The sequence below is a fragment of the Vibrio sp. D431a genome (assembly GCF_030248655.1).
Classification (GTDB): domain Bacteria; phylum Pseudomonadota; class Gammaproteobacteria; order Enterobacterales; family Vibrionaceae; genus Vibrio; species Vibrio alginolyticus.
In genome coordinates, this window is record NZ_JAHGAP010000037.1 from 51008 (window position 1) to 69963 (window position 18956).

At 46.3% G+C, this 18956-nt stretch carries 18 protein-coding genes and 3 tRNA genes; 9 read left to right on the forward strand and 12 right to left on the reverse strand.

The window, feature by feature from the left end; genetic code table 11:
• Positions 1–9: 9 nt before the first annotated feature.
• From frdC to frdA, 3 genes are read right to left on the reverse strand one after another with little or no spacing between them, the layout of a single operon-like run.
• Positions 10–393, reverse strand: a complete 384-nt coding sequence (frdC, locus tag KJB35_RS25910) for a fumarate reductase subunit FrdC (protein WP_005381491.1) — start codon at positions 391–393, stop codon at positions 10–12.
• Positions 394–395: 2 nt separating this feature from the next.
• Positions 396–1154 (reverse strand): succinate dehydrogenase/fumarate reductase iron-sulfur subunit, encoded by a 759-nt coding sequence (locus tag KJB35_RS25915; RefSeq protein WP_005381489.1) that lies wholly within the window; start codon positions 1152–1154, stop codon positions 396–398.
• Complete coding sequence (gene frdA / locus KJB35_RS25920) at positions 1154–2953, reverse strand: fumarate reductase (quinol) flavoprotein subunit (RefSeq protein ID WP_115386347.1); 1800 nt, start codon at positions 2951–2953, stop codon at positions 1154–1156. The genes KJB35_RS25915 and frdA overlap by 1 nt, the downstream gene beginning before the upstream one ends.
• A 435-nt stretch (positions 2954–3388) precedes the next feature.
• Between frdA and epmA the strand changes: the two genes are divergently transcribed.
• The 4 genes from epmA (at position 3389) to KJB35_RS25940 (ending at position 6502) form a co-directional block, all read left to right on the forward strand.
• The gene (gene epmA, locus KJB35_RS25925) at positions 3389–4360 is read left to right on the forward strand and encodes an elongation factor P--(R)-beta-lysine ligase (protein WP_005381485.1); all 972 of its coding nucleotides are present in this window, start codon (positions 3389–3391) and stop codon (positions 4358–4360) included.
• A 9-nt stretch (positions 4361–4369) separates the two neighbouring features.
• Complete coding sequence (locus tag KJB35_RS25930) at positions 4370–4744, forward strand: VanZ family protein (protein ID WP_238842827.1); 375 nt, start codon at positions 4370–4372, stop codon at positions 4742–4744.
• Positions 4745–4765: 21 nt separating this feature from the next.
• Entirely contained in the window at positions 4766–5401 is a 636-nt protein-coding gene (locus tag KJB35_RS25935) for a TetR/AcrR family transcriptional regulator (RefSeq protein WP_005381480.1), read from the forward strand.
• Between the two features lie 144 nt (positions 5402–5545).
• Positions 5546–6502 carry a DHH family phosphoesterase gene (locus tag KJB35_RS25940; protein ID WP_213961188.1) on the forward strand — a complete coding sequence of 319 codons (957 nt, stop codon included), beginning with the start codon at positions 5546–5548 and terminating at the stop codon, positions 6500–6502.
• A gap of 73 nt (positions 6503–6575) precedes the next feature.
• On the opposite strand, the gene KJB35_RS25945 is transcribed toward KJB35_RS25940, so the two are convergent.
• From KJB35_RS25945 to KJB35_RS25965, 5 genes are all read right to left on the reverse strand, one after another.
• Complete coding sequence (locus tag KJB35_RS25945; protein ID WP_285357232.1) at positions 6576–7721, reverse strand: murein hydrolase activator EnvC; 1146 nt, start codon at positions 7719–7721, stop codon at positions 6576–6578.
• Positions 7722–7748: 27 nt separating this feature from the next.
• Positions 7749–8570 carry a serine O-acetyltransferase gene (gene cysE / locus KJB35_RS25950; protein WP_005381475.1) on the reverse strand — a complete coding sequence of 274 codons (822 nt, stop codon included), beginning with the start codon at positions 8568–8570 and terminating at the stop codon, positions 7749–7751.
• Positions 8571–8648: 78 nt separating this feature from the next.
• The gene (gene gpsA, locus KJB35_RS25955; protein ID WP_005381474.1) at positions 8649–9686 is read right to left on the reverse strand and encodes an NAD(P)H-dependent glycerol-3-phosphate dehydrogenase; all 1038 of its coding nucleotides are present in this window, start codon (positions 9684–9686) and stop codon (positions 8649–8651) included.
• 195 nt (positions 9687–9881) lie between these two features.
• Positions 9882–10346: a protein-export chaperone SecB gene (secB, locus tag KJB35_RS25960; RefSeq protein ID WP_005386410.1), complete on the reverse strand. Its 465-nt coding sequence runs from the start codon at positions 10344–10346 to the stop codon at positions 9882–9884.
• A gap of 225 nt (positions 10347–10571) precedes the next feature.
• Positions 10572–11006, reverse strand: coding sequence for a rhodanese-like domain-containing protein (locus tag KJB35_RS25965; RefSeq protein WP_005386415.1), 435 nt, complete (start codon positions 11004–11006; stop codon positions 10572–10574).
• A 547-nt stretch (positions 11007–11553) separates the two neighbouring features.
• On the opposite strand from KJB35_RS25965, the gene gpmM reads away from it, so the two are divergent.
• The gene (gene gpmM / locus KJB35_RS25970; RefSeq protein WP_005381471.1) at positions 11554–13086 is read left to right on the forward strand and encodes a 2,3-bisphosphoglycerate-independent phosphoglycerate mutase; all 1533 of its coding nucleotides are present in this window, start codon (positions 11554–11556) and stop codon (positions 13084–13086) included.
• Positions 13087–13168: 82 nt separating this feature from the next.
• Here the strand turns inward: gpmM and KJB35_RS25975 are convergent, their stop codons facing one another.
• The 4 genes from KJB35_RS25975 to rsgA form a co-directional block, all read right to left on the reverse strand.
• The gene (locus tag KJB35_RS25975; protein ID WP_005386417.1) at positions 13169–14056 is read right to left on the reverse strand and encodes a DMT family transporter; all 888 of its coding nucleotides are present in this window, start codon (positions 14054–14056) and stop codon (positions 13169–13171) included.
• A gap of 132 nt (positions 14057–14188) precedes the next feature.
• Positions 14189–15604, reverse strand: coding sequence for a DASS family sodium-coupled anion symporter (locus KJB35_RS25980; protein WP_104975656.1), 1416 nt, complete (start codon positions 15602–15604; stop codon positions 14189–14191).
• A gap of 166 nt (positions 15605–15770) precedes the next feature.
• Entirely contained in the window at positions 15771–16628 is an 858-nt protein-coding gene (asd, locus tag KJB35_RS25985; RefSeq protein WP_054575296.1) for an archaetidylserine decarboxylase, read from the reverse strand.
• A gap of 116 nt (positions 16629–16744) precedes the next feature.
• The gene (gene rsgA, locus KJB35_RS25990) at positions 16745–17809 is read right to left on the reverse strand and encodes a small ribosomal subunit biogenesis GTPase RsgA (protein WP_005386419.1); all 1065 of its coding nucleotides are present in this window, start codon (positions 17807–17809) and stop codon (positions 16745–16747) included.
• Between the two features lie 129 nt (positions 17810–17938).
• Between rsgA and orn the strand changes: the two genes are divergently transcribed.
• The 4 genes from orn (at position 17939) to KJB35_RS26010 (ending at position 18913) form a co-directional block, all read left to right on the forward strand.
• Positions 17939–18484, forward strand: coding sequence for an oligoribonuclease (gene orn / locus KJB35_RS25995; RefSeq protein ID WP_017635574.1), 546 nt, complete (start codon positions 17939–17941; stop codon positions 18482–18484).
• A gap of 156 nt (positions 18485–18640) precedes the next feature.
• Positions 18641–18716, forward strand: a tRNA-Gly gene (locus KJB35_RS26000).
• A gap of 42 nt (positions 18717–18758) precedes the next feature.
• Positions 18759–18835 (forward strand) — tRNA-Met (locus KJB35_RS26005).
• Between the two features lie 2 nt (positions 18836–18837).
• Positions 18838–18913: transfer RNA gene (locus KJB35_RS26010), tRNA-Gly, on the forward strand.
• Positions 18914–18956 lie beyond the last annotated feature (43 nt).

The following is an 18956-nucleotide window of genomic DNA, read 5'->3' on the forward strand; positions in this document are numbered from 1 at the left end:
CTCAGCTCCTTACACCACGATGAGAACGATCAGTGAGATGAACGCAACAGCGGCCCACTGAGTCAATACGATGATCTTCTTGTCCACTGGTTTGCCCTTCAAACGAATTGGCATTACTTGTGGCATCATGCTGAAGAAAGTTTGAGCGTGGAATAGGCTACCGAGTAGTGCAACGATGTTGATTGCGACTACGATTGGGTTCGCCATGAACGCTAACCAACCTTGCCATGCTTCAGGACCTTTCACCAAGCAACCTAAACCGAAAGTTAGGAACAGAGTGAATAGGATTAACGGAAGCACCGTCGCTTCACGTAGCATGTAGAAGCGGTAGAAAGGATGGTTCTTCCACCAAGTGCGTTTAACTTCACGAACGTAAGGTTTACGATTGCTCATCCTTATGCCTCCACTTTCTTTGGTGAACCATCAGGTTTCAACATAGCAATCACGAAGTCCATAGAAGACTCCACTTTGCCTTGGTTTACTGCCGCTGCTGGGTCAACGTTTTTCGGACAAACTTCAGAACAGTAACCAACAAACGTACAACCCCAAGCACCGTTTTCACCGTTGATAAGCTTCATGCGCTCATCTTTACCGTTGTCACGGCTGTCTAGGTTGTAGCGGTGGGCTAGCGTTAGTGCAGCAGGACCGATGAACTCTGGGTTAAGACCAAACTGAGGACATGCGGCATAGCACAGACCACAGTTGATACAGCCAGCGAACTGCTTGTATTTCGCCATCTGTTCTGGCGTTTGCAAGTTCGTACCGTCTTCTGGTTTACGATCGTTACCAATGATGTATGGTTTGATTGCTTCTAGGCGCTCGATGAATGGCGTCATATCAACAATCAAGTCTTTCTCGATTGGGAAGTTCGCTAGAGGCTCGATAGTCACGCCGTCTGGGTAGTCACGTAGGAAGCTCTTACAAGCAAGTTTCGGTACGTTGTTCACCATGATGCCGCAAGAGCCACAGATCGCCATACGGCAAGACCAACGGTAAGACAGATCTTTGTCTAGGTGGTCTTTGATGTAACCAAGTGCGTCAAGTACAGACATGGTTTCATCGAATGGGACTTCGAATGTTTGCTTGTATGGTTCTGCATCTTTTTCTGGGTCGTAACGCAGGATGTCTACTTTTTGAATGCGATTTGCTGACATTATGCTTGCTCCTCTGCGTTCTTCTCTTCAGCCGCGGCTTTTTCTGCTGCTTCACCGTATAGACGAGCTTTTGGTTGTGACTTAGTGATGGTCACATTGCTGTAATCGATACTTGGTGCTGACTCTGGCTTGTAGAAAGCAAGTGAGTGTTTTAGGAAGTTCACGTCATCACGTTCTGTACAACCGTCGTCTAGACGTTGGTGCGCACCGCGAGATTCTTTACGTAGAATCGCAGAGTGAACCATCGCTTCTGCGACTTCTAGGCCGTAGCCTACTTCAATGGCGTACAGAAGGTCAGTGTTGAACACTTTACCTTTGTCTTTGATGCTGATGCGTTTGTAGCGTTCTTTCAACTCAGTGATTTTGTCGATAGTCGCTTGCATCAAATCTTCTTGGCGGTAGATACCACAACCCGCTTCCATGGTGTGACCCATTTCCGTGCGGATTTCTGCCCAGTTTTCGTCGCCTTCTTGGTTCATTAGGTTAGCGATGCGTTCTTCAACCGCTTTTACTTGCGCGTCAATTGCCGCGTCGTTCCAGCCTTTGAATTCTGCCGCACGTTTCACGGCGTTTTCACCTGCTACGCGGCCAAATACCACGAACTCAGCCAGTGAGTTTGAACCTAGACGGTTTGCACCGTGAAGACCAACAGACGCACATTCACCCACCGCGAATAGGCCTTTAATGCGAGTTTCACAACCGCCGTCCGTTTCAATACCACCCATGGTGTAGTGAACGGTTGGACGAATTGGAATTGGCTCTTTTGCAGGGTCCACGTTTACATAAGCTTTTGCTAGCTCACAGATGAACGGTAGACGTTCTTGTAGGTACTCTTCACCAAGATGGCGAAGGTCTAGGTGCACCACGTCACCCAGTGGGTGTTTGATGGTGTTGCCTTTCTGTTGTTCGTGCCAGAAAGCTTGAGAAACTTTGTCACGAGGACCCAGTTCCATGTATTTGTTCTTCGGTTGGCCAACTGGAGTTTCAGGGCCCATGCCGTAATCTTGTAGGTAACGATAGCCGTTCTTGTTAACGATGATACCGCCTTCACCACGACAACCTTCCGTCATCAGGATACCTGTGCCAGGAAGACCGGTTGGGTGGTATTGAACGAATTCCATATCACGTAGAGGAACGCCGTGACGGTACGCCATTGCCATACCATCGCCCGTTACGATACCGCCGTTGGTGTTACAGTGGTAAACACGGCCCGCGCCACCTGTTGCTAGAACAACAGATTTTGCTTTGATAGTAACAAGCTCGCCTTCAGACATGTGAATAGCAATCAGACCTTGAACTTCGCCTTCATCAACAAGCAGATCCACCACAAAGTACTCATCAAAACGTTTGATGTTGCTGTACTTCATTGATGTCTGGAATAGCGTATGAAGCATGTGGAAGCCAGTTTTGTCTGCAGCGAACCAAGTACGTTCAACCTTCATACCACCAAAGCGGCGTACGTTGACTTCACCGTTCTCTTTACGACTCCATGGGCAACCCCATTGCTCCATTTGGATCATTTCGCGAGTCGCGTTCTCTACAAAGTATTCAACAACATCCTGTTCACATAGCCAGTCACCACCGCCAACAGTGTCGTTGAAGTGGTTGTCTAAGCTATCTTCATCCTTGATAACTGCTGCTGAGCCACCCTCTGCAGCGACCGTGTGGGAGCGCATTGGATAAACTTTAGAAATCAGAGCGACTTCTAAGTCTGGGTTTGCTTCAGCCGCTGCAATAGCAGTACGAAGACCAGCGCCGCCTGCGCCGATGACTGCGATATCTGTGGTGATAATTTGCACAGTTATCCTCCAGTGTGTGATTGCGGAAATCCGCTTGTTATTGTCATTACGAGGCGCTCCTTAAAAAGAACTCCCCAAAAGTAGTAGGGTTAGTGTAGATGAGCCACATGGCAGAAAAATTGATGTAATTGGGTTTTTGCTTCGGTAATGCACTTAAGGGCATAGAATTTATAGGTTATGTGACTGCTATCACGGCATCGAGGTTTTGGCCCTCAAGCATTAACATTAGGGATGTTAAACCCGTGTTGCGTGACATTAACCGCATGGATAATAGGATTTTAACCGAGTGTTTTTTGTTCTGCGGCACGAGTAATGCTTACCTCAAATTTGCGAGCACATTAGTAAAAAGAAGAAGGGATATTCCTCTCTTCTTGAAGAGTAAAAAGCATGTAGAATGAGACTTTCCTCGCTGAATTAAAGTTTGAGAGACTTGTTATGCAAACCAACTGGCAACCTACTGCTTCCATTGACCAACTTCGTCAACGTGCGACGTTAATCGCGTCGATTCGACAATTCTTCGCTGACCGACAGGTGATGGAAGTCGATACGCCAGCCATGAGTCACGCAACCGTGACTGACATTCATTTGCATACTTTCCAAACCGAGTTTGTTGGCCCAGGCTACGCCGATGGCAGTAAGCTGTTTTTTATGACCAGCCCAGAATTCCATATGAAGCGCCTTTTGGCTGCGGGTAGCGGTTGTATTTATCAAATCAACAAAGCATTTCGTAATGAAGAGAATGGTCGCTACCACAACCCTGAATTCACGATGTTGGAGTGGTATCGCGTTGGCTTTGACCATCATAAATTGATGGATGAAATGGATGACCTGTTGCAGCTGGTATTGAAGTGTGGCGCAGCGCAGCGCATGACGTATCAGCAAGCCTTCATTGATGTGTTGGGTGTGTGTCCACTGGAAGGCTCGATGACTGAGCTGAAAGCGGCGGCAAGCAAGCTGGGTTTGAGTGACATTGCTGAGCCAGAAGAAGATCGCGATACGCTGCTGCAACTACTATTTAGCGTGGGAGTAGAAAACAAAATTGGTCAGGACGTGCCGGCTTTTGTGTACGATTTCCCTGCATCACAGGCGGCGCTTGCGAAAATCAATCCTCAAGATCATCGCGTCGCGGATCGTTTTGAAGTGTACTTTAAGGGGATAGAGCTGGCGAACGGATTTCATGAACTGGATAACCCGAAAGAGCAATTAGCGCGCTTTGAACAAGATAACGCAAAGCGTATCGAAATGGGTTTAAAACCACAGCCGATCGATTATCATCTGATCTCTGCACTGGAAGCAGGGTTGCCAGATTGTGCAGGGGTCGCGTTGGGTATCGATCGTTTGATCATGCTGGCGCTAGGCTGTGACCACATTGATCAAGTGACGGCCTTTCCATTTCCAATTGCATAAGGACGTCCAATGAACCTGACGGCTGCACGTTTCGTCATCTTTAGCTACGCCATATTGATCGCTTTTTTATCTCTGAGTTCAGGTGAACTGCAAGACTGGGGCAATATCGTGTATCTCGACAAAATGCAGCACGCTATGGCATACAGCGGCTTTGCGTTTTTAGGTTGTTTTTGTGTGTGGCGTTGGCGTCAACGTTGGGCGGTGGCGATTAGTATTTTGCTATTCAGCGCCGTTATTGAGTGGTTGCAAGGGTATGTAGGGCGACAAACTTCTTGGTTAGACCTTGTCGCCAACTCAACTGGTATCTTAACTGGTCTGTTATGTTACCGGATTTGGAGCCTCTATCGACCTAGGTTGGTGAAGTCGCTATACTCGATTCGTTAATGAAGAGGGAACACGATAACAATGAAAACGCGCGACAAAATCGTCTACGCGGCACTGGAGTTGTTCAACCAACATGGTGAGCGCAACATCACCACCAATCACATTGCCGATCACATCGAAATTAGCCCTGGTAATCTGTATTACCACTTCCGCAATAAGCAAGAAATCGTTCGTGAGATCTTTGCGCTTTATTCAGCAGAACTTTTAGAAAGATTTACCCCTATTCAAGGTTCGCAAGAGAGCCTGACTATGCTGAAGAGCTACCTAGACTCTATTTTTACCTTGATGTGGAAATACCGCTTTTTCTACGCAAACCTACCAGAAATCTTGTCACGAGATGAACAGCTACACGAGCAGTACATCGATGTGCAAGAGAAGCTGCAAGCGAATCTCATTGCTATTATGCAAGAGTTCGTAACGATGAAGCTGTTGAATGTCGATCAACAACAGTTGAAGTCACTGGTATGTACATTGCACTTGATTGCGTGTAGTTGGTTGGCGTATCAATCTGCGATGGCTTCAAAAACCAACATTACTGAGCAAATGGTGAAGCAAGGGATGTTGCAGATGCTTAATGTCGTTAAGCCATTAGCAACTGAGCAGGGCTTAGAGCAGCTACTGTTATTAGAAGATGCGGTTAGCAATCTACACAGTTAAACGTCAAACTGCTTAATATTTCGAGAGTCACTCTCATTTTCGAGTCGTGGCTCGAGTTGACTTGTCAAATATGCCACGCACAATAGTCCCATACGCTAAAAACCCTTGCAGGGATAAGATTCTCGATAAAGGAACTATCGCCCCATGAATTACGACATTTTTAATGGTGATGCTGATGGCATCATTGCTCTTCTGCAATTACGTTTGGCTGATCCTGTCGATGCCCAGTTAATAACCGGTGTAAAGCGCGACATCAAACTGGTGGAAAAAGTAGACGTGCAAGCGGGTGATGAGCTGACTGTGTTAGACATTTCGATGGAAAAGAACATGGCAGGTCTAGAGCAAGCTTTGGCTCAAGGCGCTCACGTCTTTTACGCCGACCATCACAAAGCGGGCGACATTCCTCAGCATGGTAATTTGGATGCGCACATCGATCTCGATGCCAACATGTGCACGGCGTTGATTGTCGATAAGTTGCTTGATGGGCGTTTTCATGACTGGGCGATTACGGCGGCTTATGGCGATAACATGATTGCTAAAGCCGATGAGTTAGCGAATAACGCGGGCTTGTCGCAGCAACAGAAAGAGCAGCTAAAAGAGCTGGGTACTTTAATTAACTACAACGGCTACGGCTCGAAAGTCGAAGATTTACACTTTCATCCTGCGGAGCTGTACCGAGCTTTGCTGAAGTACATGTCACCATTTGAAGCTATTGAAGATACGGCCTCGCCATACTACCAATTGCAATCGGCTTACCAACAAGACATGGAGGCGGCTCTCGCAGTGCCTGCCATGCATGAGAGCGGTAAGCTAAAGTTGTTTGAGTTACCAAACACGGCGGCATCACGCCGAATCAGTGGTGTTTATGGCAACTGGCTGGCAAACCAAACCCCTGACTCTGCGCATGCGGTACTTACTGAAAATGCAGATGGGACTTATACGGTTTCACTTCGTGCCCCGTTAAACAATAAACAAGGTGCCGTGGCCGTGTGTGGTCAGTTCCCGACAGGTGGGGGCCGAGAGGCGGCGGCAGGAATCAACGCGTTAAGCAAAGATGATGTGCATGCTTTTATTGATGCGGTAGAAACCTACTACGCATAGCATTTTCCAAAATATGAATGCAAAAAAGGAGCCGAGTGGCTCCTTTTTTATTATAAGTCGATGAGTCAGATAATCAGCGTTTTAACCAAGATTTCGGATTCTGCGCTTCACTATTACGACGAATTTCAAAGTACAGCGATGGCCTGTCTTGACCACCCGTATCACCCGCGAGAGCAATCACTTCGCCGGCGGTGACTCGATCGCCTTCTTTTTTAGTTAACGCTTGGTTGTAACCATAGAGGGTCATGTCACCTTTTCCGTGGTCGAGCAGTACCACTAAACCGTATCCGCGCAGATACTCAGCAAATACGACAGTACCAGGATAAACGGCTTTCACTTGTTGACCATAGTTGGCAGACAACACCATACCCTTCCAGTTTACCTGCCCAGTTTGTCGCGTACCAAAGTTGTGTAACACACTGCCTTTGAGTGGCCAAGGCAACTTACCGCGCTGTTTGCCGAGTCCGTCCATTGGCACCGCATTACGCTTCGCTGCTTTGGCGATCTCTGCTTTTAAACGGGTTTCGTTGCGTTGCAGCTCGGCTAAGTAGCGTTTGTCATTCTTGATACTGCTCTGAATTTTATTCAGGGTTTGCTTACGCTTGGATTGTGTACTCGCTAGCGCTGTACGTTTTTCGGATTGCTGCTTGAGCAGAGTCTCGATTTGCTCTTTTTCTAGCTCGAGCTGGTTTTTGTTGTGCGCTAATTCTTGGGTTATTTTGGTGATCGCATCAATCACTTCAGCACGTGCTTTAGCTAAATGCTGGAAGTATTGGCTCATGCGGTCTTCTTCCACACCTTGATTTAACAAGTGACCATTGGCCTTCGCTCGCTCGGTTACGTAATACGTTTGCAGCAGCTGTTTGAGTTCTTCTTCTTGCTCTTGACGCTGTGCTTCTTGCAAGGCAATTTTCTCTTCTAGATTTTCTATGTTTTTGTCTGCTTGTGCGAGGTTAGACTTGGTTTGTCGTATTTCACGCTCAAGCTTATAAATTCCAAGCTCTTGATCTTTTAATGATTTCTGTAACTCATTGAGCTGCTTTTCTTGGGAAGAGAGCGATTTGCGCTGACGGCTTATCTCACTGGATACGCCTTTGAGCTCTTGCTGACTCACAGCAGAGGAGGTAATGGGATAAGTGGCAGATAAAGCACAAGTTAATAAAATAGCCGAGCGTAGAACAGGGTGATTTTGTTTTCGCACTTGAGAGTTACCTACCACGTTGTTGTCAAAAAGGTTTGTTGACGATTAAATACCATCTCCATGGATAAAGCTTTGCGACTTGCCGTTAAAGCCTTGATCCATATCGAGAGAGGGTTTATCCGTTTTTGGACGTCCGACGATTTTTGCAGGCACGCCAGCCACCGTTGTGTGAGGAGGCACGGCTTGCAATACCACAGAGCAAGATCCGATTTTCGCGCCTTCACCGACTTCGATATTGCCAAGAATCTTTGCACCAGCTCCGATCATCACACCCTCGCGAATTTTCGGGTGACGATCACCGCATTCTTTACCAGTACCACCAAGGGTGACATCTTGCAGTATAGACACGTCGTTTTCGACCACGGCAGTTTCACCAATCACGATGCCTGTTGCATGGTCGAGCATGATGCCACTACCAATGCGCGCTGCAGGGTGGATATCGACCTGACATGCTACCGAAATCTGATTTTGTAGGTAAGTCGCAAGAGCGTGACGACCTTGCTTCCATAGCCAGTTTGCTACTCGGTAGCCTTGCAGTGCGTGATAGCCTTTTAGGTACAGCAATGGCATTGAGTACATTGAAACAGCAGGGTCGCGATTGACCGTGGCACAAATATCACAAGCCGCGCCGTCAGTGATGGTTGGATCAGCTGCAAAGGCTTCTTCAACCACTTCACGCACAGCCATCGCTGGCATGGAAGCGGTGTTCAATTTGTTAGCCAGAATATAACTCAGAGCGGCACACAAACTTTCATGCTTGATAATGGTGGCATGATAGAAGCTCGCCAGCATAGGCTCTTGTTCTGACATTTCACGGGCTTCTGAGACAATTTTGTTCCAGACTTTTTGTTTTTCGCAGTGTTTCATTCTCAATATCCAGAGTGGTTCTTCCGTGACCCGACAACTTCAATTTTTCTCAGATGAGCTGCAAAGGGCGGTAGATTGCTACTTTCCTTCGGCTTTTTTGTCACGAGCAAGTAAATCTTGCGCTGCTAAGCGCGCATCTTTTCCTTGATACAATACTTGATAAATTTGATCAACTATCGGCATCTCAACACCCATACGTTGAGAAAGTAGCCATACTTCTTTTGTATTGCGGTAACCTTCAACCACTTGACCAATTTCTTCTTGAGCCGTATCAACGTCTTTACCTTGGCCTAATGCCAAGCCAAAGCGTCGGTTACGTGATTGGTTATCGGTACATGTCAGGACAAGATCGCCTAAACCCGCCATGCCCATAAAGGTTTCTGGCTGTGCACCCAGCGCAGCACCAAGGCGACTCATTTCAGCCAAGCCACGAGTAATTAATGCAGTACGGGCATTGGCGCCAAAACCGATACCATCAGACATACCCGCACCAATCGCAATAACGTTTTTCACAGCGCCACCCAATTGCATACCAATAAAGTCACTATTGGCATATACGCGGAAGGTTTTGCTACAGTGGATTTTTTCTTGTAGATCCGCAACAAATTCAGAATCTGGAGACGCAACAGAGATTGCAGTCGGCATACCCATTGCGAGCTCTTTCGCAAACGTTGGGCCAGACAATACTGCTAGTGAGTAGTTTTCACCGATAATGTCATAAGCGACGTCTTTCAGCAGGCGCCCCGTTTCAGGTTCAAGCCCTTTGGTTGCCCAACAGATGCGAGAGTCTTCGCGCAAGAATGGTTTACAGCTGTTTAGCACGATGCCAAAGACATGGCTTGGAACCACAACCAACAAATCTCGGCTTGCTTGAACGGCTTTTTCTAAATCCGATTCAATGATCAAGCTTTCAGGGAAATCAACACCTGGTAAAAAGGCATGGTTAGCTCGGTCTGCTTCTAGGCGAGCCATGTGCTCTGGCTCGTGTCCCCAAAGGACAACGTTCGCGCCGTTACGAGCGAGTGAGATTGCCAAAGAGGTGCCGTATGAGCCTGCGCCAATCACAGTCATTGCGATGTCTTTACCGTAAGCATTGTTTGTATTTGCTTGTGTCATGCTACCGCCTAATTGTCTTGCTACTAGTAGAATCTAGTTCCTAATCGTCAAATTTTACGCCTTCTGGCGATTAGGAACTAGGAACTTTTGTCAGAAATAAAAAATGCACATTGCATCGAATGGTAGACGCTCTGTGCATTTTATTTGAGTCGGTGACGTCAGCACTGTGGCTATTCGTCACTTATAAAACGTGAATTACGCTTCAGCTTCGCCTTGTTGAGCTTGCTGTTGTAGGTAGTTCATGAATAGCGCGTCAAAGTTTACTGGCGCTAGGTTCAGTTGAGGGAACGTACCTTTAACGACTAGGCTTGAGATAGTTTCACGAGCGTATGGGAATAGGATGTTCGGGCAGAATGCGCCTAGGCAATGTGCAAGTTGACCAGCTTCCATTTGTTCAGCAGTGAAGATACCACCTTGTTGAACTTCACATAGGAACGCAGTCTCTTCTTCGTTCTTCACAGTAACGGTTAGGCGTAGAACAACTTCGTAAACGCCTTCACCAAGCTCACGGCTTTGAGTGTCTAGGTCTAGTTTAACGTCTGGGTTCCACTCTTTCTGGAAAATTACTGGAGAGTTCGGCGCTTCAAAAGAAACGTCTTTTAGGAAGATGCGTTGAATTGCGAAGTTTTGTTGTGCGTCTTGAGGTGCTGCTTCAGCCATTTTTTAATCCTTAAATCAATATTTGTTGAGCCTAGAAACGTCTAAGCTCAGAAAACTGGTATGTCCTGAGACTAACTGAGCCAATCTACCTTGACTAGATGAAGCGTGTATTACGTGCAAAGCGTCACAACTTAGTGCTCCAACTGCTTTCAATTTGCTCAGTTTTTTGTCCGCGAGGCTTGGTAAAAGCGCGTTTAAACGCGAACTTTCGTTCTTGCCACGTTCCTACTTCTTACCGCGAACTAACGGCAGGTTCGCTTCGTTCCACGCAATCAAACCATTTTTTAGTAGGCTCACGTTTTCGAAGCCAGCTTTTACTAGTAGGTTTGCGCTTTCTTGAGCGGTCTGTCCTGTCTTACATACAACAATGATTGGGTCTGATTTGTGGTTTTCAAGGCTACCCAAGTTACCCGCTTTGATGTCTGACGGTAAAATGTGAAGTGAGTCGGTGATATGACCTTTTTTGAACTCGTCTTTGGTACGGATATCCACTACAACGCCGTTTTCACGGTTCATAAGATGAGTCAGTTGGTTTACGTTGATTTCTTTGTATGCGGCTGTCGCTGATTTCACGATGTTCATGATAAAGGCGACAAGAAGACCTACCCAAACCAAAGATAGAATCATGTTCTGTTGGAAAAATTCAATGTACTCTTGCATGTCTTGAGCTCTTACGCTGTTGGCGGAAAAATAAAGCAGGAGTATAGCGAGGTTACGGCTCTTAGGCGAGAGGGTTAAAATTTTCTAACGAATAATTGAGATCTCTATAAACCCTTTATGCCCTTACTATCCGTACATTTCGCTCTGGTAGCTTGATTGCTTTTGCCTATTGGACTTATCGGTTTAAGTGACTTCTGTTTTACTGAGAAAAGAGAACAATAGGTATTAACCCATCTTGTTTGATGTTGCTTTAAATTAGCGCTGTTTCAAGTGCAAAAATAAGAATGAGAAGCGTAAGAAAACCGAACTTAGACTGGGGTGTACAAAGCGTATTAGAAATGACTATGCTTGTGGAACACGATTGTCGGCACTGACTCGTTGTTCGCTTAACTTGTAAGATAGCAACAATAAATCGCAAACATTATTTGATCTTAACCTACAGTTTTGGTTAAAAAGTGTAGTAAAATTACGCTAGTTTTGTTTCAAGGTTAGATAGGGCAGCGAGGCCCTACGCCAAAAGTTACTTAAATTTGATGAGGTCATCACTATGTCAGCTAAGAAGCCACTGGCTCTAGTTATCCTTGACGGTTACGGTTACCGTGAAGACACAGCAAGTAACGCAATTGCGAATGCGAAAACACCAGTAATGGATGCTCTGATTGCGAATAACCCACACACATTAATCTCTGCTTCAGGCATGGATGTTGGCCTTCCTGATGGTCAAATGGGTAACTCTGAAGTTGGTCACACTAACATTGGTGCAGGCCGCGTTGTATACCAAGACCTGACTCGTATCACTAAATCAATTGCTGATGGTGAGTTCGAACAAACGCCTGCGCTAGTTGAAGCAATCGACTCTGCTGTGAAAGCTGAAAAAGCAGTACACATCATGGGCCTGATGTCTCCAGGCGGTGTTCACTCTCACGAAGACCACATTTACGCTGCAGTTGAAATGGCAGCGGCGCGTGGCGCAGAGAAAATCTACCTACACTGCTTCCTAGACGGCCGTGACACACCACCACGTAGTGCTGAAAACTCACTACAACGTTTCCAAGACCTATTTGCGAAACTAGGTAAAGGCCGCGTTGCTTCTCTAGTAGGTCGTTACTACGCAATGGACCGTGACAACAACTGGGATCGCGTCCAAGTTGCTTACGATCTTCTAACTCAAGCTAAAGCTGAGTTCACAGCAGAAACGGCAGTTGCAGGTCTAGAAGCGGCTTACGCTCGTGAAGAAAACGACGAATTCGTTAAAGCAACAGCTATCAAAGCGGAAGGTCAAGAAGACGCAATCATGCAAGATGGTGATGCGGTTATCTTCATGAACTACCGTGCTGACCGTGCACGTCAAATCACTCGTGCATTCGTTCCTGCGTTTGACGGCTTTGAGCGTGCAGTATTCCCAGCAATCAACTTTGTGATGCTGACTCAATACGCGGCTGATATCCCTCTAGCTATCGCATTCCCACCTGCGTCTCTAGAAAACACTTACGGTGAGTGGCTATCTAAACAAGGTCAAACTCAGCTACGTATCTCTGAAACAGAGAAATACGCACACGTGACTTTCTTCTTCAACGGTGGTGTTGAGAACGAATTTGAAGGGGAAGAGCGTCAATTGGTTGCTTCACCAAAAGTTGCAACGTACGACATGCAGCCTGAAATGAGCTCTCCAGAACTAACAGATAAGATGGTTGCGGCTATCAAGTCTGGTAAGTTCGATACCATCATCTGTAACTACCCGAACGCAGATATGGTTGGTCACACTGGCGTTTATGAAGCGGCTGAGAAAGCAATCGAAGCTCTAGATGAAAGTGTGGGTAAAGTGGTTGAAGCAATCAAAGAAGTTGGCGGTCAACTATTGATCACTGCGGACCACGGTAACGCAGAAATGATGATCGACCCTGAAACTGGCGGCATCCACACTGCTCATACTAACCTACCAGTACCTCTAATCTATGTAGGTGACAAAGCGGTTGAATTCAAAGAAGGCGGTAAACTGTCTGACCTTGCACCAACCATGCTTTCTCTAGCTGGTCTAGAAATCCCAGCAGAAATGACGGGTGAAGTACTAGTTAAATAATTAACTAACGGCTCCGAATGACAAAAGCCCGAGTTTAAACTCGGGCTTTTTTGTATCTGGCAGTAAGGGCTGGTCTGTAAGGTTACTGAACCAATATGCCCGCACCAATCACAGCTAGGGCTGCGCCCAACCATGCAAATCGGTTTGGTCGGCGTTTAGTGTAAATCCAGAGCAGTGGTAGCAACATAATTGGCGTGGTTGAAGATAGAAGTGCAACCATACCTACATTTCCTTCTTGTAGTGCGTATAAGATTAGCGTCATGCCGACGGCCATCGCCAAGAAACCATTAAGCGCAGTAATACCAAATATGCGCCAAGTAATGTGTTGCGTCGAGCGAGCGACTTTGACTCCTAGAATTAACAACATGCTGTGGGCGAAAAAGGCACTGATCATTCGAATAGCAGAAGCCGCAACTGGGTCAATACTGGTTTGCATTACTGGCTTGGCGATGATGCCGCCCAATGCTTGGCACATTGCTGCGGTTAAGCCAAGTCCAATACCCACCCAGATGTTACCTTTAATGTCTTCCAAGACGTTATTCACTTGACCTCTTCGGCCAAAGAATATCGCCATCACCACGCCGCTAAATACCAATGATGCGCCCAGTAGTTCTATTGTGGTCATGACTTCGCTAAATAAGAAGTAGCCCAAGATGGCAGAGAACACGGCGTGGCAAGAGAAGAGTAACCCGGCTTGTCTTGGCCCCATACGATTCAAACACGCGAATAGAGCGGTATCGCCAATAAAAATACCAATCAGTCCTGAGGCCATCATTGGCGTTACATGTTCCCAAGAAACCGTTAACCAGCCGCCAGTTATCCAGGCCATTGTTGATAAGATCACGGCTGTGCAGCCCATACGCCAGCGGCTGTAAGAAAATGCGCCTAGGTGTTGTGCAGGAATGACCGAAATTAGGCTAGAAACTGCCCACAGAAAAGCGGCGCATAAAGCAAGCCATTCGTAACCCATGATGTGTCGACGTCCTTGTAGAGTAGAGGAGTCTTAATATGCACGAAATTTATGGGATGTAAAAGCCGCTCTGTAAGGGCAGTAGCTGGAGAGCAGCTCCATGACAACACGCTTTTTCATGGAGCTCTTCGATTAAAACAGTACCAAAACTGCGCCATACACGATAAGTAGACCAATCAAACCGAGAATCAGGCCTACTTTCGCCATGTCTTTGCTCTCGATGAGGCCTGTTGAATAAGCCAAAGAGTTTGGTGGTGTGGAAACCGGTAAGATCATGCCAAGTGATGCGGAGAAGGCGACGACAACCAGTAAACCTTGTAGGCCACCAACCGCAATAAGGCTTGGCATGGATGTACCAATAGCGGCAGCAATAGGCATCAATAAGTTTGCCGTTGCGGTATTAGACATAAAGTTCGCCATTAACCAGCACACTACCGATAGGGCTAAAACAACGGCAAATGGTGATAGCAGGCTGTAATCAATGGCGTGCGCTAATGCTTCGGCTAAGCCCGTTTTGTCTAAGGCAATGCCAATTGCTATACCACCGGCAACTAGCCATAAAACATCCCAGTTAATCAGCTTGAGCTCTTCTTTTCCCATAATGCCCGTTAACGTGAACACTGCTAGTGGGATAATCGCGACAACATATGTATTCATGCCATGCACTTTCGTTGTCATCCAAAGCAAAATGGTTAGTGCAAAAGTGATGTAGACGACGATCGCACGCCAGCTCCTTTTGAATGTACCATCTAGCTTTAGTTTCATTTCTGGTTCGCTAGACGGAAACAGCTTTTGCAACAAGAACCAAGCTACAGTGAGTTGTACCAACACAAATGGTAGACCCATTGTCATCCACGATAGGAAGTCTATCGCGTTTTCTCCAGTGAGATATTGAAGCGCTATCGCATTAGGTGGTGTGCCTATCGGAGTCGCAATGCCGCCTGTATTCGCGGCAATTGGAATACACAACACCAGTGCTTTAATGCCTAAATCCCCTTTAGGTGCTGAAGCGACGATGGGGCCAAGCAGGGCTAGCATCATCACGGTCGTGGCAGTATTGGACATAAACATTGAAAAAACGGCGGTAATTAACATCAAGCCCAGCATTATGAACTTAGGTTGTGTGCCGAATGGTTTTAATAGAACTCGGGCGAGGTTGTTGTCGAGCTCGTATTTGGAAGCCGCAATCGCGAGAGCAAAACCACCCATAAAAAGAATAATGATCGGTGAAGAGAAGGCCGAGAAAATATCGGTGTAAGCAATTAACTCTCCTAAATCATGCCCCGCTGGTGGATTGCGAAATAGATGCAAACCTTTATCCGATATCATGATCAGTTCAAGAGCGATAATAAGAATGGACGTAGCAAAAACGGGAACCGGCTCGAGAACCCAAAGTAGAGCAGCAAGAAGAAAAATAGCCAACAGGCGATGCTGAATTAAAGTGAGATCGTCAATAGGAATAGCATCGATCGGCATCATCAAAACACCGAGCGGAATTAAAAAGCACACCAGCAATTTCGCCAACGTGTTTACACTCATCTTTGGCATTGGCTGCCCCTCTAAATATTCATTCTAAGCGCAGGATAATTGATTGTGGAATGAGGGTCTTAGAGGCAGGTATGAGTTTGAGAAATAGAGGCTAAATTTCGAACGGAGTTTTGCTTTTTATCAATAAAAAGAGCCCTTAATAAAGGGCTCTTTAACGGTGTTTTACTTATTTTTTCAAGGCGTAAGGTGTGCCCATAACGGTTGGCTTACCGTTTTCCATGCTTGCGTCAAACTCAATCGCGTCTTTGGCAAACAGGTTAATAACAGTAGAACCCAGTTTGAAGCGGCCCATCTCTTCGCCTTTTTTCAAGATCACGGCCTTGTCACCCTCTGCTGGGTAATTCCATTTGTAGACAGTGTTTCCACGAGGCGGAGTGATCGTGCCAGCCCATACTTGCTCAATGCTACCAACAATTGTCGCACCAACAAGCACCTGTGCCATTGGACCAAACTCAGTATCGAAGATACACACCACACGCTCGTTACGTGCAAATAGGTTCGGTACGTTTTCTGCTGTCAGAGGGTTTACTGAGAACAGGTCACCTGGTACGTAAATCATTTGGCGCAGAGTGCCGTCACATGGCATGTGTACACGGTGGTAATCGCTCGGAGATAGGTACAATGTTGCAAAAGAACCATCTTTAAATTCGTCCGCTAAATTCGCGTCACCGCCCAGCAATTCTTGTGCTGAGAAGTGATGACCTTTTGCTTGGATAAGTTGACCATCTTCAATAGGGCCAAACTGGCTAACACAAGCGTCGGCTGGATGAGTGATGACGTTTTCGCCTTCAGAAATTGGGCGTGCGCCTTCTTTTAGCTCACGAACGAAAAACTCGTTGAACGTTTTAAAATGCTTAGGATCTGAGTGCTTTGCCTCATCCATATTCACATTGTATTGTTTGATAAACCAACGAATAACTGCTGTTGTTAGACCGCCAGCTTTTGCTGAAGCCAGTTTACCCATTAGGCGAGTGAGGCCGTGTTGTGGGATCCAGTACTGCAGTCCAACTTTAAACTTGTCCATCTTTAATTCCGATACTTCTGTTAGATTCGCGCTTTAGGGCGCGTGATGTTACTGAAATTTAATTTGCTTGTCAGTATTAGGTGAAGACTTTTTACACAGTTACAGCCTTAACTCAATTACAGATCGGCTTTTTTATTACGTGAATACTGACGATTTGCTTTATTTTCAACCATGCTTTCCAAAATGCGATGATAGTTTTCAAAGCGAGTTTCGTTAATTTCCCCGTTCTCGACAGCTTCACGTAGAAGGCAGCCTGGGTCATCATTGTGTTTACAATCTCGGAACTTGCAACCGCCTAAATATGGTCGAAATTCAACGAATGCTTTTGTTACTTCTTCTGCTTCCAAATGCCAAAGACCAAATTCACGTACTCCAGGTGAGTCGATCAAATCGCCACCCGTTGGAATGTGGTATAAACGTGCAGCCGTCGTGGTGTGTTGGCCCAAGCCAGAGTTCTCAGAGACTTCACCTTCTTCCACTTCGCTCTCTAGTTCCGGCATTAACGCATTGACTAAGCTGGATTTCCCTACGCCTGATTGACCAACAAAGATATTAATTCGATCACGCAGTAGGGTTTCTAGTTCAGCAATGCCTTCTCCAGACTTCTTGCTGACCAGAAGCACTTTATAGCCAATACGTTCATATTCTTTGAGCCATTCTTCATACATTGCACGGTCATCGGCTTCTAGAAGGTCGACCTTATTTAAGACCAACAATGGCGCAATATTCAGTGTTTCTGATGCAACGAGATAGCGGTCAATAATATTTAGCGATAGCTCTGGTAATACCGAAGAGACAATGACCATTTGATCAATATTGGCTGCAACGGGTTTTAGACCATCGTAATAATCTGGACGAGTGAGCACTGAAGAGCGAGGTTCTACCGCTTCAACAACACCAGAGATGCCCGCCATAGACTCCAATCCTTCGCGCCATAAAACACGATCGCCAGATACTAGAGACTCAATACCACGGCGGAGGTTACAGCGTTGAATTTCGCCTGTTTCAAGGTCTTCAATGTCCGCGTGCTGACCAAAACGAGTGATCACGAGACCTTGCTTGCTGGCGCCTAGCATGTTTTCATCCCACTGGATGGAATCTTCTTGCTTCTTCAAACGCTTTTGTTGGTTGCTACGTACGCGTCGCACCTGACCTTTGGTTAACTTTTTCTTCTTTGCCACAATTCTGTACTTTATGTGAATTTACTCAAATGGTTGAGCCGTACTCTTGGCTCCGTGTATGAGTATCGTGTTTCTCGTATTTTGAGGTATAGTACCTCTTTTATCGATAAACAAATAGGCGGCGTAACCATGTCCTTTAGCGATCAAAACCTAATTTGGGTTGATTTAGAGATGACAGGGCTTGATCCTGAAACGCACAAAATCATCGAAATTGCTTCTATTGTCACGGATAGCGAACTAAATATTTTGGCTGAAGGTCCAGTGTTAGCGATTCATCAGCCGGAAGAAGAACTGGCGAAAATGGACGACTGGTGTACTAATACGCATACGGCAAGCGGTTTGGTGGAGCGCGTTCGAAACAGTCAAATCTCAGAACAAGACGCAGTCGCACAAACCATTGAATTTTTAGAAAAATGGGTGCCAAAAGGGGCGTCGCCAATATGTGGTAACAGCATTGGGCAGGATCGCCGCTTTTTATACAAGCATATGCCTGAGTTGGAAGAGTTCTTCCATTACCGATATGTTGACGTTAGTACTCTTAAAGAACTAGCACGTCGCTGGCAACCTGAGGTGCTAAATGGGTTCACAAAACAGGGAACACATTTGGCCTTGGACGACATTCGTGAGTCCATCGCAGAACTTAAGTACTATCGAGGTACTATTTTCAAGATTTAACTGTTAAGGTTGCGATCCAAATTGTTGTAATTTATATCGCTTTTGATTGCTTTTTCGTCGTTCAGTAAAAAAATAAAGTTTTTTTGAAGGAAGGACTTGCATCACAAAAAAATGCTCTTATAATTCGCAGCCCTAAACAGCGGAAACGTTGTTGATGCGACACTAGCTCAGTTGGTAGAGCGCAACCTTGCCAAGGTTGAGGTCACGAGTTCGAACCTCGTGTGTCGCTCCAGTTTCATAGTTCTCACGGTACTTAACGGTGACACAATACGGACGCGGGGTGGAGCAGCTTGGTAGCTCGTCGGGCTCATAACCCGAAGGTCGTCGGTTCAAATCCGGCCCCCGCAACCAATGCGACACTAGCTCAGTTGGTAGAGCGCAACCTTGCCAAGGTTGAGGTCACGAGTTCGAACCTCGTGTGTCGCTCCAGTTTTATAGTTCTTACGGTACTCAACGGTGACACAATACGGAC

Bases quoted from the DNA above. Each gene is read 5' to 3' on its own strand.
- frdC (WP_005381491.1), bottom strand. From the start codon at position 393: ATGAGCAATCGTAAACCTTACGTTCGTGAAGTTAAACGCACTTGGTGG.
- KJB35_RS25915 (WP_005381489.1), bottom strand. From the start codon at position 1,154: ATGTCAGCAAATCGCATTCAAAAAGTAGACATCCTGCGTTACGACCCA.
- epmA (WP_005381485.1), top strand. From the start codon at position 3,389: ATGCAAACCAACTGGCAACCTACTGCTTCCATTGACCAACTTCGTCAA.
- KJB35_RS25930 (WP_238842827.1), top strand. From the start codon at position 4,370: ATGAACCTGACGGCTGCACGTTTCGTCATCTTTAGCTACGCCATATTG.
- KJB35_RS25935 (WP_005381480.1), top strand. From the start codon at position 4,766: ATGAAAACGCGCGACAAAATCGTCTACGCGGCACTGGAGTTGTTCAAC.
- KJB35_RS25940 (WP_213961188.1), top strand. From the start codon at position 5,546: ATGAATTACGACATTTTTAATGGTGATGCTGATGGCATCATTGCTCTT.
- cysE (WP_005381475.1), bottom strand. From the start codon at position 8,570: ATGAAACACTGCGAAAAACAAAAAGTCTGGAACAAAATTGTCTCAGAA.
- gpsA (WP_005381474.1), bottom strand. From the start codon at position 9,686: ATGACACAAGCAAATACAAACAATGCTTACGGTAAAGACATCGCAATG.
- secB (WP_005386410.1), bottom strand. From the start codon at position 10,346: ATGGCTGAAGCAGCACCTCAAGACGCACAACAAAACTTCGCAATTCAA.
- KJB35_RS25965 (WP_005386415.1), bottom strand. From the start codon at position 11,006: ATGCAAGAGTACATTGAATTTTTCCAACAGAACATGATTCTATCTTTG.
- gpmM (WP_005381471.1), top strand. From the start codon at position 11,554: ATGTCAGCTAAGAAGCCACTGGCTCTAGTTATCCTTGACGGTTACGGT.
- KJB35_RS25975 (WP_005386417.1), bottom strand. From the start codon at position 14,056: ATGGGTTACGAATGGCTTGCTTTATGCGCCGCTTTTCTGTGGGCAGTT.
- KJB35_RS25980 (WP_104975656.1), bottom strand. From the start codon at position 15,604: ATGCCAAAGATGAGTGTAAACACGTTGGCGAAATTGCTGGTGTGCTTT.
- asd (WP_054575296.1), bottom strand. From the start codon at position 16,628: ATGGACAAGTTTAAAGTTGGACTGCAGTACTGGATCCCACAACACGGC.
- orn (WP_017635574.1), top strand. From the start codon at position 17,939: ATGTCCTTTAGCGATCAAAACCTAATTTGGGTTGATTTAGAGATGACA.